An 18,126-nucleotide genomic window follows, 5' to 3' on the forward strand; every position below is an offset into this window, starting at 1 on the left:
ATAATAGTAAATGCTTTGCCAGCAGATTTTCTCTCTGCCAAAATATTCTTTCAAACTTAATTCACGCCACTGACAGCCTGTTTTCAGGCGTTTTACAATAAGCTGAATTATTTTTACCAGATCATATCTCGTCGAAAAGCCTCTTTTTCCTTTGTTTAAATGAGGTAAAATCCATTGTTCTATTTTATCTTTGCTGATGATTTCCAGATTATTAGTTATTTAAATTGCAATACAAAATTGCTGATTTTCTCGGAACTCTTTTACTTTTTTAAAAGTTTAAACAACTTCAATATAAAAGATATAAGAGAGCAGAAGAACCTTAAACAAATTGAGGTAGCCAAGTATATTGGCGTTGATAAATCTGCCTATTCCAAAATCGAAAAAAGTATGAGAAGTTTAGCAGTGGAAGAACTGCAAAAGGTCGCCCAACTTTTTGATATGTCGATTGACCAGATTATTAATTATGACAGTTCTATTCCTAAAGAAATAATCTTGGAAGATAAAACCGAACTCGAAGAAGAAGACAAGCAAACCATTTTCCGACTCGTAGAAAAATGCTGACCAATAAAAAGTTTAAAGACTTCTTGCTAAAAATGCAGCGACTTTATAAAATAAAAATCCCGCTTTACAGCGGGATTTTTAAACTTCTATTTACAATAAATTTATACGTTATAAATGCCATTACCAAAACAATAAACAAATTAATTATAATAGCCCAATTAATATGTTTTTTGTAAAACAACAAGGTTGATAATTGAATCAAAAATAAAGGAATTATTATATAAATATCAATATAATATGGTCCAAAAAAATTTTTCGATGGCAATAAATTAATTATTAAGATTAAAATAACTGAAGTCATAATACTTATAAACACTAACTTACTTAATCCCATTTTGTTTTAATTTTTGTCCTAATTGCTCAATCTTTTTATCTGCTTCTTTTCCTGGTCTTGCCAAATCAAAATGAGCCCCATTATCTCTATCTCCTATAGGACTATTTTGTATTCCTCCTTGTATAAACTCCACTTCATTTTTCGGATTACTTAAATGATCCCCTTTGATGTCCTCTCTTATTATTTTTCCAATCTTAACTGCTTCTTGATATTCTTGTAATTTATTCATCATATCGCTTCCACCTGAAATGGGACTTCCTACTAAAATTAAATTATCAATTTTATACTAATCGAATAGCAAGGTGTTCCTGCATAACAGAAACATAACTATATCCTGTAAGATTTAATTGCTCACCCTCTTTAAATGAAGTATTTTTTAAATCATTAATAATTCCTTTTAATACCCGTTGATACTGCTTTTCTGTTACTACTCCTACTTTGGCTGTACCTGCTCCTCCATAAACAGCCTTCCAATCTCTATTCCTGTAATTATTTACAAAAACAATATCTCCAATTTTGCCGTGGCTTGCATTAACTCGTCTAAAATCTCTTATTCCTAAAGCAGACCAAATTGATTTAAAGCGACCTATATAATGCCATCCATCTGAATCATTTCCTGCTCCTCCTACAAAATAAACTCTACGCCCATCCGGATCAATTGCATTTATTAGATTATTCATCACATAAACGTAGGGCGAAATACCCGGATACTTCTCTGCCAGTGGGTCAGTATGCTACCAAAGACAATCTAAAAGTTCATATCAACTTAGAAAAGTTGTGCTTATATACTTTCCATTAATCGCCTAAATATAGTATCTGTCCTAAAATGATCGGGCTTAGAAACATTGATATTATTGTAATCCAAAATAAGCTTTCAGTAAAATCTAATGTAGGTAAAGTTTTATTAAATTTATATAACAAATTCAGTCCTGAAAATACCAAAACATTAAACACAGAGAACACTATTGGTTTATATGTTATATCTAAATGTGAAAAATATTTAAATAACAAAAAAACAATATTATAAAAGGTATACCATAAAATAATATCCTCCAATAAATTATTAATAAAGGAATGATTATCCTATTATACACATTAGAACCATATATAGTAAACAGTCCATAAATAAGAGATAAGATCATACTTATCAGTGTTTCTATCAAAAAAAAGCAAACGTATAGTATTACAAATTTCTTTATCATTATTTGCGTAATTTTTTGATTAACTACTCATCTAATATTTCCCTGTCTTTTAATATGAATTGACCCCGATTGATGATCATAATTCACCTTAATTTTAGCGGTATGCGAAGAATATTGAGCTGTTTTTTATAATTTCACTTGTATTTTTAGAGCTTGACCTCATCTGTTTACATCAAATAAAGGACCATCTTTTACTATTGATAGATCAGCTTTAGTTTTCTCACTTATACTTTTCACTCTATCAATAAAAAAATGGATTATTTACTTTTGGATCTATAGTTTTTATTGCCGTTTTTAAATTTCTATTCAAAAAAACTCTTTGCTATGGCAAATTCAGTTCCTTTAAATACACCTGAAAACGGAGATGTATTTATTGGTTGAAGAGCTCCTTCTACATTTTGATAAACCGCTAGGCTAATGAAGATGCTTTTTTACGTTCGCTTCACAGCCCTAATTGACTTTCGATTAAGCATCACATTATACAATCCTCCAGAAACATCCCGTAACATCTACTAAAATTACAGGATTATAAAGTTGTCCCCGAATAGGTAAAATGTCAGTATCTATCTATACAGTGGGTTGATACTGACATCCCGATTATCAAACGTAAATACCAGAATTTAAGGTGTATTTTTTATAAGACAATAAAAAAGTCGGAAGAAAAATCTTCCGACCCTGATAACAAATAATTTTGCTATTATTTTTTTATTGAATTAAATGATGCTCTTCTTTAGTTTCTATGTCTTCGGCCTTGAGATAACGGAACATTTTCCAAAGTTTTATTTTTAAAACGATCCATCCTAATACCGTATACAAAATGGTTAAAACCATTAAATGTTGCAAGTAAGGAAAAGTAAGTTCCATGGAGCCTTTTTGAATGAGCAATATCTTAAAGGCCTGCAAAAAAGGTGTAAGTGGAATAATATTAGCCAGAAGTTGCACCGCATGTGGCATAGCATTTAAAGGCCATGTAAATCCACTTATAATAAAGGAAGGAGATGCTAATACCATTAATACCTGGGTCGCTTTCAACGCATCGGGAATCAGCACACTCATAAACACTCCCAACATCGAAGAGGAAGCCACAAAAAACGAAGTGAGCAATAGAAAATTTAAAACCCCCTCAGGTAAGGGTACTTTAAAAAGAATATGCATAACATAGTATATGCAAACGATAAATATGGAGAAAACCCATATTGGGATCACCTTAATTAACATGGTAGGCAATGCCCATCTCCGCATGTGGTAATACTCATTAATAAACGACCCCCTCTGAAATTCAGCTGCAAAAGATACCGCCATGGCTAATAAAATCACCTGTTGTAATACCACGGCTAACATAGGTGGCCACATAAAAATTAAATAATTACTGGTGGTATTGAAAAGGGTGATATAATTGGTTTTAAAAGGTTCATACTGTGTTGCTGCTTTAGAAGCAGGCATACCTGTCTTCTGAAGTCCTTTTATAGCCACACCAGCCGAAAAAGTACCCACGGTCAATTGTACGGCTTTGGCCGCAAAATTAGCCGTTAATACATTACTCGTATTGGTATAAACATTGAGTTCAGGGTATTTTTTTTGTAATACGTCGGCTTCAAAGCGACGCGGAATCATAACGACTGCCGAAGCTCCATATCGTATCAACTCATCTTGTATATTTTGGGGTTCGTTTTGATATTTTATTAATTTAATGGTATGGTTATCACTGAGCATCTCTAGCAATTGACTGGAAAGCGGAGTGTTATCTCTATCTACTGCGAGCACAGGGATATCTTCTACTTTTCCTGTTTTATATACAAATCCCAATAGGACTGCATAGAGTATAGGCGCAACAAAAAATACCGACCTTAAAGTACTGTTGGCAATAAAAAGCTTAAATTCTCTTTTCAGCAGGCGCAGAAACTCTTTCATAAATTATTTATTTCAGGACAACATTAGCATTTACCAAAATATTTTTGGCTTTATTCATATCCTTAGGTTTCACTTTTATTTCATAAACGGCATCTTGAAGCTGATAGTCGGGATAAGCCGTCGTAATATCTGCATAACGGGTTAATTGTTTGATGTAAACAATAGTCCCTTCTAGTTCTTCTTTATTATAAACCACTTGCATTCTAACCGTCTGTCCTTTTTTGTACTGAGAAATTTTACTCTCGGGAATGGTAAACCGAAAATAGGTACTCTCCGGAATATAACCATTAAACAGTGCAAAACCTGCCGTCGCTAACTCTCCTGGATTAAGACTTATGGTCTCTAATTCCATATCATTGGTAGCGATAACATAGCGTTCGGCATAGGCTACATGAGCTGCTTGCAGGGCTCCTTCCGCCTGAGAAGCCTGCCCTGCGGCCATGGCCACTTTTTCATAACGCGTGCCTTTTTTCACCTCATGTAGTTCAGCATTTACGGCATCATACTGAGCTTTTGCGCCTTGTAATTTGGCATAAGCCTCATCATAAGCTTGCGGAGACATTAGGCTATCCCGAAACATATTGGTGGCTCTTCTAAAAGATTTTTGAGCAAACTCATATTGTTCTTTAAGACCTTTATATTTGGCCTGTAATTGTATCATCTGATCTGCTGTAGCACCATTTTTAGCCATTTGTTCCTGAGCTTGTGCTGCGCTAACAGCTCCTTGAGCTTGTGCAATTTTAGCAGTGACTTCGGGAACATCTAAAAGTGCTAATGTATCTCCTTTTTTGAGCGTTTGCCCTTCACTCACATATATTTTAATAATTCTGCCGGTTAGTTTGGGGGCAAATGAAACCACGTCTTTCTTGGTTTTTCCTTCAAAAACATGTGAAGGTTTTTCTGGATTGCCACAGCTAACGAGTATTATTAAATTTAAAAAAGAGATTATATAGATATTTTTTTTCATAATAATGATGATTAAAGACCTTAATAAAGTTTAGTTACGTCTAATTCACGAGTAGATTTCATTAACTCTACTGCAGCTCTTCGCTGGTTAAATATGGCATTCTGATAATCCAATTCAGCCATTTCTAAATCGTTTTCGGCTTCTATGAGCTGAGTGGATTTTATCATTCCGTAACGAAACTCTTTTTCTGCCTGTATTAAAGCTTTATGGGCTATTTCTTTCTGCTTCTGCTTCAAAGCGATCTGTGCATTGGCAATATCGTAATTAGATTGGTTATTTGCCAGATTTAAAGTGAGCTTTCTCGTCGCATCGTATTTCCGGGCTTGTAACATTTCTTTATTGACTCTTGCGAGTTCTTCGGCGTGCTTTCCTTCATTTCCATCGAATATTTCCCATTTGAAGCCTACTCCCGCAGTAAATAAGGGAAAGATATTTAGATTATGCGGGCGCAAATCTAATTTCCTCCCAGGATAATTGAGGGGTGGAATCGCTGGAATAATATTCTCAGAGGTTTTAATCCTGTTCCCATATAAACCTATATAATATAAAGAGGACATCAATTGCACCTTAGGAATCCACCAAGTTTTTTCCGCTTGTATTTTATAATCTGCAGCATTGATCCCATGCTCCAATGCCTGTATTTCTGCCCGATCATCAATAGTCTTCTCCAATTCCATAACTGCTACAGGCGTCAATACCGGAGTGATCAATCGTAGCCTATCTTTGTCTACTCCCGTTAACACCTCCAGCTGAGTCAATAAAAGTTCTTTTTTGCCCTCATATTCTGCTACTTTGGCATTAAGTGTCGCCTGAGCTAGCTCTATTTTTTTATGATCATATGGCGTAATCAATCCATAGCCTAAAGCTTTATCGGCGGTTTTCTTATTTGCCCTAAGGCGTTTGGTACTCTCATCTAAGACGATTCTGGACTGATGAAGTAAAGCCAACTGATCATAAGCACGAGATAAAAGTGAGATAATATCTTCACGCGTTTTTTCTAATAGTATATCCTCTGATTTTTTTTTCTCCTCTAAGGCCTTATTTAAATATTTGATCTTACCACCAGAATACAGCAACATTTTAGTCTCCGCTTTTGTCACGCCTGAAAAACCAGATATATTGAGATGGTTATGCCGGTCTCGCGGGGTTAAAATATTCGAAGAAGGCAAGCCTGTACTCGCATTGAGATAACCGGCCTGACCACTAATTTCTAAAGTGGGTAGAAATACATCCTTTAGCTTATGCTGATTGAGATCGGTTATTTTATTTTCTGTTTGTTGTATAAGTAAATCGGCATCACGTGCCATGGCACTATCCAGCAACTCCTTAAAATCGGGTACCGACTGCCCCCAACTTAGGATGGGTAGCAAACATAAACTAATTCGATATAATGATAATCTATGCTTCATCATTAAATTTTTAACAAAAATAGCATAAAAAAAAAGGAAAAAAGAACGGTATCTTTCTTTTTTCCCTTCATGAATCATTTACAACTATATAATTATGATATCATTAGAATGATTAAGGTTTAATTTCAATAGGCATGCCTGGAGTGTGGGCATTCATTTGAGGAGCATAATAACTCTGTATTGTCGTTACTCCATTGGAGAATTTACCCACCACATTGGCTATAATATCGTATTCTAAAACATATTTCCCTTTTGGCATATACTGTATATAGAAATGGGTAGAGGCATCTTTCGTAGACTGATAATAGCCCAAATTACCCTGGAATCGGTAGCCCGATATAGGATCTGCCGGTTCAAATCCCGAAGCTCTCATATCTTTTACATGAATGTATTCCATAGGCCGGTCTACATTTAACAGCATTCTAACACTTATCCTATCGCCTATTTGAATAGGAGTCTCTGTTGTGATTTTCTTCAATTCCTCCCCATTTTCTGTTTTCACTTTCTTATAGAGCTCTTTGCTAATAGCTACATGGGTGGCGCTAGATTTTATGTTATCCAGATTTTCATAATACTGCCAGAAAATACCGCCCTGAATAATTCCGGGACCTGGTTTTGAGATCACAATCTCACCAGCTCTTTTATTTTCGGCTGTCGCTACCAGCGTTTTTTTAATATAACCTGGTGCTATTATATCCGTTTTATTTAAGTCTTTACCCGCCCATATCACCTTGGCACTATCCGCAGAGGTTGCAGTCCAATCTTTTCCACTGTTGATAATGGTGTAAATAATTTCTGCTGTTGCCCTGCTGGTTTCCCAATGGTTGACTTCTTTTTGAGTAATCAACCAGGTTTTCATCTCCTCTATAATAGGGTCACTAGGCCTAAGCTCATTAAAAGCCTGAAGGGCTAAGGCCTGATTGATAACCTTAGAAGAGTACCATCCCCAGTCATTGAGATTTTGCTTCCAATATACCCCTTGGGTTTTAGTATCTGTAGCCGTTTCTTTCATATAAGTCAATAAGCGATCTGCAACCTCTTTCAATCCATATCGATTGAACAGCAAAGCAGCTCTCGTTAATCCGAAGAAGCTAAAGTCTGCGAACTTTAAAGTTTGGGCTTGATGGATAATTCGAACTTTTAAATTTTTGCCTACATTTTCTAAAGGATACATAGGTTCCCAATAAGATCGGCTATCCAGATAGTCCAATTCCATATTATCCCAGTGAGCCCTATTTTTTGTGTTTGGGTGAAGAGCAAATGTACGATCTACATAAGCCACCAAAGCCGCAATCATTGAATGCTCTGAGGCCGCCTGATATGCTTTTATACCTCCTTTATCCTTTAACCACTCGCTAATTTTTCCCCAATTTTTTAATATATATAAAGACGTCGAAAAACTGCTTGGAGCCCCAGGATACCATGAAAAACCTCCATCTGAATTTTGTAGTTCACTCAATTTTCTCCAATCTTCCATTGTCTGATAGCGCATATTATGGGTATCAAATAACCGGGCTAAAAGTTGCATCTGCTGCTTTTCATCCTTTGCTTGCAAAACCCAAGGCGTTTCTTCTAATAAAAGCTTTTTTAACTCCTGATTTTTTTCTAGTTTACTCTTCAGTAAGTCTTTATGATGATATTTCTCAAAAACGGTTTTTAGTCTGGGATTAGCCTTAAAGATCTCGGAGGCTAAAACATCGGCAAACCATTTATTGAATACCACATCTGCTGAATGGTGAACGTTTTCTTTCAAACTTGGCAGGGCTAATAAAACCTGCCATATGGGATTGAGCGTAAGCTCCAAAGTATTGGAAATAGAAGTTAAACGAGAAGATGGTCTAAGGTCTTGATCTTTTATAGAAAAGGTTTTTGTTTCTTTCTCTCTGACAAAAACAGGCTGTGCATCGGTAACCAACATCCGATTGGGTAATACCGGAATTGCTTTTTGTTCTCCATCTGTATAAGCTCCAGCTTTTGCCATAGCCTTAAGGACAACCCCTGACAGGCGCTCTGGTATTTTTAATTTCCAATTCATAGATAAACTGGAACTTCCATCCATATTAAAACTTTGAATGGCATTGGATATCCCCAGTTTTGAAGAGATATCCTGCTCCGTATCTGCGTCTAACACCTGCAGCTGAACTTGCCCACTTAAAGTCTTAGGACTCTGATTATCTAACTTAACCTGAACCTTCATCTCATCTCCCTCTCTAAGAAATCTAGGATAATTGGGCGTAAGTGAAAAATCTTTTCGGGTAACAATAGTGCGCTCTAAAGTCGCTGCACGAGCATTTTTATCGTGGGCTAATAGCATCAGCTTCCACTGGGTTAATGCCTCAGGAGAAGTAAATTCAAAGTTGATATATCCATCTTTATCCGTTCGCAGGTTAGGATAAAAGAAAGCTGTTTCGTTAAGATTTCTACGCACCGGAACTTTTTGCAAACCGTCTTTTTGCAAATTATGGCCTTCCTCTATACTAGACATGGATATAGAAGAAGTATAGTGTTTATCATTTGTCGCCTCTTTTCTCATCAGAGAAGTTACCACTCTCCCCATTATACGGTTTCTACCTATACGCTCTTCTATAAACCAGTTAAAATCAGGCAGCTCAATAGCTCGTTGGGAGAGATGTTTTTTTTCTTTATAATAGCTAATGGATTTTAAATCTTGATAGCGTTCGCTATAATCATGGCGTAAAAATACATCCGACCTGAGATGATGGAAAATATAAGTGTTCACAGCAAATTGATCCAAGGATGCATCATACATATTGGCTAAGAGTTCGAATGGTATTTTATCTTTGTTTTCTCCCTTTATTTTCACCTTCCATTTCTCTTGACTTCCCGGTTGCAATTTATCCCGAAAAGTCATTAACTCTATTTTCATGGGCTCTGCAGTATCACGCACCAACAAGTCGATAGATAAGCTCTGAACATCATTATACGCCGCCAAAACAAATTGAATATTCAAACTATTGATATCCGGATCTTCAGGTATTGGCACTTCATATTCTAATACACCGTTTTTAATATACCTTTCTTGAGTATGCGTATCTCCTTTACCATTCTGAATATAAATATATACCTTAGCCTCCGCAATAGCTGAATAGAGGTAAATCTTTGCCTTCTCACCCCTGAGGTAATCTTTTTGGGGATTAGCCATTCGAAAGAAAGGTTTTTGCTGCTCGCTTAACTTCTTCTGATCCCACACCTCAAAAATCCGCTCTGTTTTTATTGTATCCTGCCCCTCTATATTAAACAACTCTAATTTATAGCTGCCAGCCTCCAGCTTACCTAAATTAAGTAAGGTATCTGCACTGGACTTTTGCAAGACCACCCGTTGGATTTTCCTGTTTTCGGGTAATTCGCCTTTGTTAAAATAATCGTGAGGAAATTTTCTTACAAAATTCGACGGTGTTAATATGGGTACATCCTGTACAAAATTTTGAAAATTATCTCTAAAAATACGCTTGGGGGCCTGCAACAATGCTAGTTTTAGCTCGTATTTTTTTTCCAAACGATGTCCATTATAATTTTTAGTAGCCACTTTTAATTTAATCTCTTCATTTGTAAACGCCGATTTTACATCTCCAACTTCAATAAAATGACTTACTGAAGATATAAAAAAATGCGTATTGTTTTGCTGGGTCTCTCCATTGATATCAGTTATAGAAGCACTCACTTGATATTCGTTAACCTGAATCCCCTTGAGTCTTTTATCTTTTTGGAGTTCAATAGGAATCTCAAATCTTCCTTCTTTATCGGTCTTCAAGCCTCCGAGAATGGAATTTTCGGGAGCTTCCAAGGGTATTCCCGGAAAATAACGGTATCGGATGTCCTGTTTTTTAATCTCATAATTTAAAGTAGCATTGCGCAAAGGAGTATCCGAAAAAGAAACCGCTTTACCTTTCAGGTGAAGCGTTTGCCCAAAGCTATATTCCCCTTTAATATCTTCAAAACTAATTTCAAAATTAGGACGCTTATATTCCTCCACTTTAAAGTACACTATAGCCCGACCATCTCCTGCATTAAGGCTAAAATCACCATTTAATTTTCCTTTGGGCAGCATAAAACTCCCATAATAACTTCCAAATTCATTTGCTGTAAAACTCTGTTTGGACAATGCTTCTCCATTCGCATCTTGAAGGGTTATGGATTGTTTAATGCCCGCGGCTACCGATTCTTTTTTATCTTGATAACGGGTGTTAATTACTTTAAAATACACCGTCTGTCCTGGACGATATACCGCCCGATCCAAAAAAATCTGTGCCTTTTTTTGATCTTCTGCTTCTAATGCATCAGCGTAATCAACACCCCCATAACCTCCAGTAAAGCTTATACTATTGCTTATAGGATCTTCAACTAAATACTGTCTATATTCGCCTTTGGGATTCTCTGGAAAAATAAAATTACCTTGTGAATCTGTTTTTAATCCCGATAGCTTTGTTTTTTTAGGATCGCTATAATCATACAACTTAAGATCGGCATTCTTGCGAGGCTCCCCTGTATTACGATCGATCAACCGTAAAATATTATTTTTTTGAAACGCTGTTTTCTTACTATAAATAATCCGCGAATCGTTTACACAAAACCAGTAACTCCCCTGTGAAGCTCCTCCTACAAAATATTCTGCAATGTAAATTCCATTTTTAAGCGCTGCAAGCGCTACGGAAGATAGATGATTTTTATAATCGCCAAAGTTTTTCAATTTATAATCCTGCCTTCTTACCCACTGCTTGGAAACTTTCAATAAAGGGTATTTATAACTATTCTGAAGAGAATTGATAAAAGACTGAAGATCGGTTACCTTATAAATATCTAGCGCGAAAGCATCCGTATTTTTATAACCCACCGACAAGTGAATAGGCTGCTCTGGAAGTGTAAAAGCTTCATAATGAATCGTAATATTGGCTTCTAGAATACTATTTTCTGTATTTTTAACATTAGTCTGAAATTCACTTTTAGGATAAATTTTCTTAGCCCTTTCTACCCACTCCAAGGCTTCTTGAGGCTTTTTTGCCACTAAAAAATTAGCGATATCATTCAGAATATATACTTTATAATCTCCTTCTGTACTGGAGTTGACAATATCGGTATATCTCCTCAAAGCTTGTTCTGTGGAAAGCAGCTGAAATCTAACTTCTTTTTGGGCTTTCTGATATTCGAAAAACAATTTAGAATTATATTGGTTCGCGGTTATTCTATCGTTATAAATATCGATAATTTTCGGATAGTTTTGCTTGAGCTCGTTAGGTGTAAAGAGCAACGGACTCTCTAAAAAATCAATATACTTTATTGATAACCAATCCTGTAATGAAGGAAAGTAGTCGATATTATCTGTATGTAGAAACAATTCTTTATATTTTTTCAAAGAAATCTTCGACAATCTTTCCTTCTCTTTCTCCAGATGTTCGAAGTTTTGGGTCAGGTATTTTTTAAAATCGAGTTTTGACCAGGTTTCAATCTGACTAAAATCGGGAGCATCAAGATTGGAAATCTCTCTAATTTTCCAAATATGCTGTTGAAAGTAATCGTTTATAAATTGTAACTGCAATACATTATAGATCGATAGATCCTCTCCTTTTAGGTTTACAGAAGATTTTTTTATTTTATCAAAAAACCGACTTACAATGTTATTGGTTTCGTCATCCTCCGTATTGTTTACAATGACAAATTCTGCCTTTAGAGCTTTAATCAATTCAATAGTATTATTATCTTTCATAGCTTGTTTCTGAATATCTAACACGAGGGGCATATTGGATTTTACCATTCCCTTTGCGTAATTATCGTTAATCTGTTTCCATTGCTTTTCGTAATAATTTTGGGCGTATAGAGATATACTCCACAAAACAACCAACAACGAACTAAAAATTTTGGTGATACGATGCATAAATATGTAATTTCGAAGCATGTTAAATATACTTAAAAAATATCTTATAGATAGTCAATTGTATGTTGCTTCCATGGCAACTCTACTGACCTTTTTTTGTATGAAAGAGCGAATAACATTCCATTTCGCTCTCATACTTCTTATATTTTTGACGTATCTGAATGGTTACCTGTACACAAAATATCAGTTACGTCAAAAAATTATGTTTTGTATTTTCTTTTTCAACCTTATCACTTTTATCTTCTGTGTATGGGCTATTATCCATAAACACCATCCTGAATGGCTTATTAAATGGCTTTCGATATTACTATTGGGGGTTCTATATAATTCCAGCTTTTTATACTTCCCGATCAGAAAAATTCCTCTCATCAAAATTTTTTATGTAGCCCTGGTCTGGGCACTTATTAATTCATGGCTTATTATGCCTCGTTTACAATGGGATATTTTTTTTATTACCTTTTGTGGTGTTTCTGGTCTTATTTTACCTTTTGATATTAGAGATATGTGCCATGATCACATTGTTACTTTCCCCCAGATTATCGGCATCCAAAAAACCAAATATCTAGCTTATTTTCTACTCCTTACAGCTTCTATTATCAGTATTTTTTATTTACCTCCAGACTTTTCTCTGCCTTATCTTACGGCAATGCTTATCGGTTCAATATTGGTATATTTTTCATCCCCTCTCAACCCTGATCTGTATTTTTCTCTCGGTGTGGAAGGAGTAGCAGGTCTTCCTTTTTTATTTTATCTGCTGTTAAAATTATTCTGATAATCGTATCTTTACATCAGTTTTTGGAACTATGCTGATACACTCTATTCGCTTAAATAATTTTAAAAATCATGTTTTCCGCCAATTGGATTTTTCAAAACAGATCAATTGCTTGGTAGGTAATAATGGTGTAGGAAAAACAAATATATTAGATGCCTTATATTATCTTTCGGTGGGAAAGAGTTTTTTAGGAAATACCGATCAAAATAATATTTTACAAGGAGAAAGCTTCTTTGATATAGAAGCTGTAGTTTCTGATGAAGAGAAAGAAAGCATCATCAGGATTCAGCAAGCTTTACATTCAAAAAAGGTGATTAAGAAAAATAACAAAACCTATACTCGCCTGGCAGATCATGTTGGTTTTTTACCCTCGGTGATCATTTCTCCTTATGATCATAATCTTATTTCGGATTCCGGAGAATCCCGCAGAAAGTTCTTAGACGGTATGATTTCTCAAACCGATAGCGACTATTTATTTAATATTTTACAATATCAAAAAGCCTTACAACAGCGCAATGCCTTGCTAAAATCTTTTCATAAAAACGGCTATTTTGATGCGGATTCATTGGACATCTATCACCATCTTCTCATTAAATCGGGCACTATTATCCACGAAAAGAGGAAAGCATTCAATCAGCAATTTTCCCCTCTCGTTCAAAAATTCTATCGACTTATATCAAATGCCGGAGAAGAAATTGAAGTTAATTACCAGTCCGACCTTTGGGAACATCACTTCGAAGAGATTTTAACCCGATATCTAGAAAGAGATAAACTCCTCACTTACACCTCCAGGGGGGTACATAAAGACGATTTGGTATTTCTTATGCAAGGGCTTGCCCTAAGGAAAAGCGGTTCTCAGGGACAGCAAAAAACCTTTCTAATCAGCTTAAAATTAGCTCAGATGCAAATGATAAGAAATGTAACAGGGAAGTCCCCCATTCTTCTATTGGATGATATTTTCGATAAACTAGACGATCATAGAGTAGGCCAGCTAATCGCATTGGTAAATGAAGAAAATTTCGGCCAGATTTTTATCACCGATACCCATAAAGAGCGCACCCAATCTATTGTAAGGCGTATTAACGAAGAGAGTAAAATTTTTGAATTATGAAAAAAAAGAAACGAGAGTATCTTTCTTCGGAATTGGTGAAATCTATTATAAAAATATACGGCTTGGAGGAAAAAATGGAAGCAATTGCGATCCGAGATTTCCTAGAGGATTATTTAGACCAATCTCTATATCAAGAAATCAGTGACATATCACTCCAACAAGCGGTTTTAGAGATAAAGATTACCTCTCCGCTTCTGAAAAACGATTTCAGAATGCGAAAACGTTTTTTTCTCCAAAAATTTCGCGATGTTATCGGTGAAGAAAAAATCAATGATCTTCGGATTTTGTAGTGGTAGTATTCTTACTCTTTATTAAACCGATGGCCCGCTCATCCAAACTAGAACGTAAGGGGATGAAAAATCGCAGAGGATTGTTAAAGAAATAGCGCACAATTTCCATAATAATCAAGCGTACATCCTCTATATTAACTTTTCTAGAGCGGAAAGCCAATAACATGGATAAACCGAAACTGATTAAAAAATTAAAAAAACCGATCAGAAATACTGTAGTAAAAGAAATCCAGAAAGTGTAAGCCGTTACCTGAAAGTCTTTTCCATAAAGCCCCAGAGCAAAATTACCCGCCGCAAAAGTAATGTGGCGTATATCCAAGTCTAATCCCAAGAATAATCCTATAGGAGCTGTAGCTCCTAAAAAAATACCAAACCAAAAATTAGAAACGATTCCTGCCCAATTTCTGGAATAGTAACCCGAGAGTTTTTTAGCAAATTTATCTCCTAAGAAATAATTGATAAACGGATTTTTAGCAATCCGCTTGGGAATCTGGTAAAAAACACCTGTGTTGCTAACGTTGCCTGCTATAATACCCGATATAAAGAGAAAAAAGCCCGCGATGCAGGCATGTAAAATAGCTTTAGAATTTATGGGGTCCAGATCTAATAACAATTTGGAAGATTTATCCATGGCCAGATTTTGCTTAAAAATAATCTCGAGTGCATAAATAATAAGCAAAGAGATGGGAAACGACAGCAATACATTGCCTACAAACGCAATAAACTGCGTCCGAAATAATTTTGATACCAGGTGGGCAAAATCTATATAATTCTTTTTGGTATTATGTTCTTCAGAAAGAACTCTAGCCATAGTAGCCGCTGTCATGGCAGGTTGTTTTGTCGCCAAGGTAAAGCTCATTAAGTAGATCATAACAAATCCCATTGCATAATTAAAAGAATAGAGCACCGCATGCATAAAATCACTGCTATAGCTATAGCTATAGAGCATTTTCAGAACGCATAAAGCGCCTACAATCACTCCTCCTCCGGAAGACTTTAAAAGCATTTTAAAATAATCCCGCCTATTGGTGGTAATATAATGAGTGCCCACTTCTGAGGTATGTGTAGTAATGAGATGGGAAATTAATCTCGTACTGTCGGCTACCAGATCCGTGATATTATTTTTATGCGATTTAAAGTCTAAAATATTAAAGAAAAGCTGTTTTGATCTTCTTAAATAATCCTCTGGCCCGTCTATCACCAATAAATTAAGAATGATACTCACCCTATCCAATTGTTGTCGTATCTTAAGTAAAGATTGATTAATCTTATTAGAGATCCCATATTTAGAGGCATTTTTAAAAGCCAGGTTCACAAACTCCTGACCATGTTGCAAATAAACCTTCAACTGTTTATACCCCTCTGACTTTGAGTTCAATTCTACACTCGGATCTTTCTTAAATTCTGTCAGTAAAAAATCCAATTCACTTTGTAATGCCAAAAAGGGATTATCAAAATTTTTATATTCGGGAGCCATACGCACCACATCGACATCCAAGACATCCCCTATCATTCTCCATATTAATATATTCATAGAGAACATGAGCTCATTTTTCACTTTCGGACTTCTGATAAAATCATCAATTTTTAACAATCTGAAAAATTCGTCTATATCCTCTTCTGACACCTTTTTTAGATATTCTAAATGCTTTTTGGTGTGTACAGATACGGTATCTACTAAATAAGATACAGAATTTTCATTATCCACAGCAGGTAAAATCTTATTGAGAATCCTTTTTTTCAGCTCTGGATAAAAAGCATTTTCCGATAGTATATCCGCCTCTGTTAAGGAAAGATTAAAAGGTCTGCCCTCAAATAAATTTCGGATATAATAACCTAAATTTTCACTGATTTCGGGATGGTTTTTCAGATAGGCTAAAAAAACTTCGAAATCCTCTTTAATCAAAGTATTAAAGAGCTCCTTCAGGGGATCTAGAGATTTGGTTTCATTCTTAAAAAGAAAATATTTTTTAAGAACATCATTAAAATTATATCTTTTTTTTATAAAAAAATATCTCATAATTTTTAGGTACAAATTTTAGTTTAGCCGTACATCCCTCATTTGCTTCATAATCCATTCATGCTTTTTCTTCAGATAAGGAGACGGGTTCTTAGGGTCATACTTTTTAGGATTGGGCAACACGGCGGCAATCCAAGCGGCTTCACTTTTGTTGAGATTTTTGGCAGATTTTCCAAAATAGTATTTTGAGGCCGCTTCTACACCAAAAACACCTTGCCCCATTTCAATGGAATTCAGGTAACGTTCCAGAATAATTTCCTTATTCCAAAAATTTTCTATCATAAAGGTAAAGATGGTCTCCACTCCCTTTCTCACCCAACTTCTGCCATTCCATAAAAAAATATTTTTTGCCGTCTGCTGCGATATCGTACTTCCTCCCTGTAAGCGCTTTTTATCATTTTTCTGATTGTTTATCATGGCTCTGCGGATCGCCTTAAAATCGAATCCATTATGCCTAAAATAATTTTGATCCTCACTGGCAATAACCGCGCGTTTCACCAGGCTCCCCATTTCATCAAACGAAATATAATCTCTATGTAGCTTCCTATACTTAATTAGGCCTTCCAATTGAATAAAGGTAATCGGTGGATTAAAAAACCTCCCCCACATAATGGACGAAATATTAACCACAATCAGAATAAAAACGACTCTTTTAAAAAGCTTCCACATAGGTTAAAATATGCAGCAAAAATAAGCTTTTAATTTTTTTTAAACATCTATTTTCGAAAAATCAAAATTCCTGCAAAGAAGAATTCTGCACATACTCGTTTTTGTGATAAAATCTATTTTTATAACATATGTTAAAAAAATCCTAAACAAAATTAAAAGAAAACAAATAAAAATTTGGCAAAGTTTTTGCTTATATAGAATAAATATTTTTTTTCATATTAATATTTTGTGATTTGGTGCAAACCCTGAGTAATCAGGGTTTTTTTTATACATTACGCCCACTATAACAAGCACTAAAAAAAAAAACCAACCTCAAACCATACACTTCCCTGCTTCATTTTGAAAAGCTTTTAATTTTTTCCCCCTTCCATCTCTAGGATGAAACTCTAGGAAAAAAAGAAAGCTATCAGGTAATGATTACACCACTATATCAATAAACATCATCGAAACTTATAGAAAATCAAAAAAATTTAGATTACAATTAAATAAAGTGAGATGCTGTAAACGAAAAATCGATTTTTATAAGCACTTCCCCAGAGAATTGCTCCGCTGATTAAACCAACGAACACTCTACTGACAAAAATAAGGGATAATCATCTGTACTACCTCCTAATCCCTGCCCTCATGTAGTTTTTTTCCTATGAACTTGGTCAAAGTAAAAATATAAAACTCTAAAGATCTGCTGATGATTAATTCTAATTAAGCTTAAGGTTGTATACCTAAATATCCATGAACTTTTTCAAACTTATTTAAACAAATTCATTAAAAACATTACCATACTCAACAATGTTTTAGAAATTTTTTCAAGATAGTAGGGCCGGGATTTCAAAGAATGTTAATTTACTTTAAACAAGTTCGATAGTATAAATAATTTATTGATTATATATTTTAATACATCGCTCACACTTATGCAAAAAATAATCTAGCATTATGTCTTTTATATACATCATTCGATAACAGGTGATTAAAAACAAGAAAAAAATACTATAT

12 protein-coding genes are annotated in these 18,126 nt (G+C 35.0%); 4 read left to right on the top strand and 8 right to left on the bottom strand.

Translation table 11 applies throughout. From position 1 onward, the window contains the following. Positions 1-174 precede the first annotated feature (174 nt). On the top strand, positions 175-561 hold the full coding sequence (locus GNY06_RS13780) for a helix-turn-helix domain-containing protein (RefSeq protein WP_212995106.1): 387 nt from the start codon (positions 175-177) through the stop codon (positions 559-561). Between the two features lie 320 nt (positions 562-881). Here the strand turns inward: GNY06_RS13780 and GNY06_RS09670 are convergent, their stop codons facing one another. From GNY06_RS09670 to GNY06_RS09695, 6 genes are all read right to left on the bottom strand, one after another. Next, the gene (locus GNY06_RS09670; protein ID WP_166519887.1) at positions 882-1,127 is read right to left on the bottom strand and encodes a hypothetical protein; all 246 of its coding nucleotides are present in this window, start codon (positions 1,125-1,127) and stop codon (positions 882-884) included. A gap of 49 nt (positions 1,128-1,176) precedes the next feature. Then, the gene (locus GNY06_RS13455) at positions 1,177-1,575 is read right to left on the bottom strand and encodes a hypothetical protein (protein WP_176590011.1); all 399 of its coding nucleotides are present in this window, start codon (positions 1,573-1,575) and stop codon (positions 1,177-1,179) included. A gap of 1,227 nt (positions 1,576-2,802) precedes the next feature. Continuing rightward, entirely contained in the window at positions 2,803-4,008 is a 1,206-nt protein-coding gene (locus GNY06_RS09680; protein ID WP_166519888.1) for an ABC transporter permease, read from the bottom strand. A 7-nt stretch (positions 4,009-4,015) separates the two neighbouring features. Then, positions 4,016-4,975: an HlyD family secretion protein gene (locus GNY06_RS09685; protein WP_166519889.1), complete on the bottom strand. Its 960-nt coding sequence runs from the start codon at positions 4,973-4,975 to the stop codon at positions 4,016-4,018. A 20-nt stretch (positions 4,976-4,995) separates the two neighbouring features. After that, positions 4,996-6,387: a TolC family protein gene (locus tag GNY06_RS09690; RefSeq protein ID WP_244614406.1), complete on the bottom strand. Its 1,392-nt coding sequence runs from the start codon at positions 6,385-6,387 to the stop codon at positions 4,996-4,998. 109 nt (positions 6,388-6,496) lie between these two features. Beyond that, the gene (locus tag GNY06_RS09695) at positions 6,497-12,274 is read right to left on the bottom strand and encodes an alpha-2-macroglobulin family protein (RefSeq protein WP_166519896.1); all 5,778 of its coding nucleotides are present in this window, start codon (positions 12,272-12,274) and stop codon (positions 6,497-6,499) included. A 202-nt stretch (positions 12,275-12,476) separates the two neighbouring features. On the opposite strand from GNY06_RS09695, the gene GNY06_RS09700 reads away from it, so the two are divergent. Genes GNY06_RS09700 through GNY06_RS09710 form a run of 3 tightly spaced genes read left to right on the top strand, consistent with a single transcriptional unit; the run spans position 12,477 to position 14,447 of the window. Next, complete coding sequence (locus tag GNY06_RS09700; RefSeq protein WP_244614408.1) at positions 12,477-13,046, top strand: UbiA prenyltransferase family protein; 570 nt, start codon at positions 12,477-12,479, stop codon at positions 13,044-13,046. 31 nt (positions 13,047-13,077) lie between these two features. Continuing rightward, a complete protein-coding gene (gene recF, locus GNY06_RS09705; protein ID WP_166519891.1) occupies positions 13,078-14,157 on the top strand; it encodes a DNA replication/repair protein RecF in 1,080 nt (359 codons plus the stop codon). After that, positions 14,154-14,447 carry a hypothetical protein gene (locus GNY06_RS09710; RefSeq protein WP_166519892.1) on the top strand — a complete coding sequence of 98 codons (294 nt, stop codon included), beginning with the start codon at positions 14,154-14,156 and terminating at the stop codon, positions 14,445-14,447. Before recF ends, GNY06_RS09710 begins: the two co-directional genes overlap by 4 nt. Here the strand turns inward: GNY06_RS09710 and GNY06_RS09715 are convergent. After that, positions 14,425-16,467 carry a site-specific recombinase gene (locus GNY06_RS09715; protein WP_166519893.1) on the bottom strand — a complete coding sequence of 681 codons (2,043 nt, stop codon included), beginning with the start codon at positions 16,465-16,467 and terminating at the stop codon, positions 14,425-14,427. The genes GNY06_RS09710 and GNY06_RS09715 overlap by 23 nt on opposite strands. Before the next feature lie 18 nt (positions 16,468-16,485). Then, positions 16,486-17,136 (bottom strand): monofunctional biosynthetic peptidoglycan transglycosylase, encoded by a 651-nt coding sequence (gene mtgA, locus GNY06_RS09720; protein WP_166519894.1) that lies wholly within the window; start codon positions 17,134-17,136, stop codon positions 16,486-16,488. Positions 17,137-18,126: the final 990 nt, after the last annotated feature.

It is taken from the genome of Elizabethkingia argenteiflava (genome assembly GCF_009904105.1).
Classification (GTDB): Bacteria; Bacteroidota; Bacteroidia; order Flavobacteriales; family Weeksellaceae; genus Elizabethkingia; species Elizabethkingia argenteiflava.

Bases quoted from the DNA above. Each gene is read 5' to 3' on its own strand.
- GNY06_RS09670 (WP_166519887.1), bottom strand. From the start codon at position 1,127: ATGATGAATAAATTACAAGAATATCAAGAAGCAGTTAAGATTGGAAAA.
- GNY06_RS13455 (WP_176590011.1), bottom strand. From the start codon at position 1,575: ATGAATAATCTAATAAATGCAATTGATCCGGATGGGCGTAGAGTTTAT.
- GNY06_RS09680 (WP_166519888.1), bottom strand. From the start codon at position 4,008: ATGAAAGAGTTTCTGCGCCTGCTGAAAAGAGAATTTAAGCTTTTTATT.
- GNY06_RS09685 (WP_166519889.1), bottom strand. From the start codon at position 4,975: ATGAAAAAAAATATCTATATAATCTCTTTTTTAAATTTAATAATACTC.
- GNY06_RS09690 (WP_244614406.1), bottom strand. From the start codon at position 6,387: ATGATGAAGCATAGATTATCATTATATCGAATTAGTTTATGTTTGCTA.
- GNY06_RS09695 (WP_166519896.1), bottom strand. From the start codon at position 12,274: ATGCATCGTATCACCAAAATTTTTAGTTCGTTGTTGGTTGTTTTGTGG.
- GNY06_RS09700 (WP_244614408.1), top strand. From the start codon at position 12,477: ATGTTTTGTATTTTCTTTTTCAACCTTATCACTTTTATCTTCTGTGTA.
- recF (WP_166519891.1), top strand. From the start codon at position 13,078: ATGCTGATACACTCTATTCGCTTAAATAATTTTAAAAATCATGTTTTC.
- GNY06_RS09710 (WP_166519892.1), top strand. From the start codon at position 14,154: ATGAAAAAAAAGAAACGAGAGTATCTTTCTTCGGAATTGGTGAAATCT.
- GNY06_RS09715 (WP_166519893.1), bottom strand. From the start codon at position 16,467: ATGAGATATTTTTTTATAAAAAAAAGATATAATTTTAATGATGTTCTT.
- mtgA (WP_166519894.1), bottom strand. From the start codon at position 17,136: ATGTGGAAGCTTTTTAAAAGAGTCGTTTTTATTCTGATTGTGGTTAAT.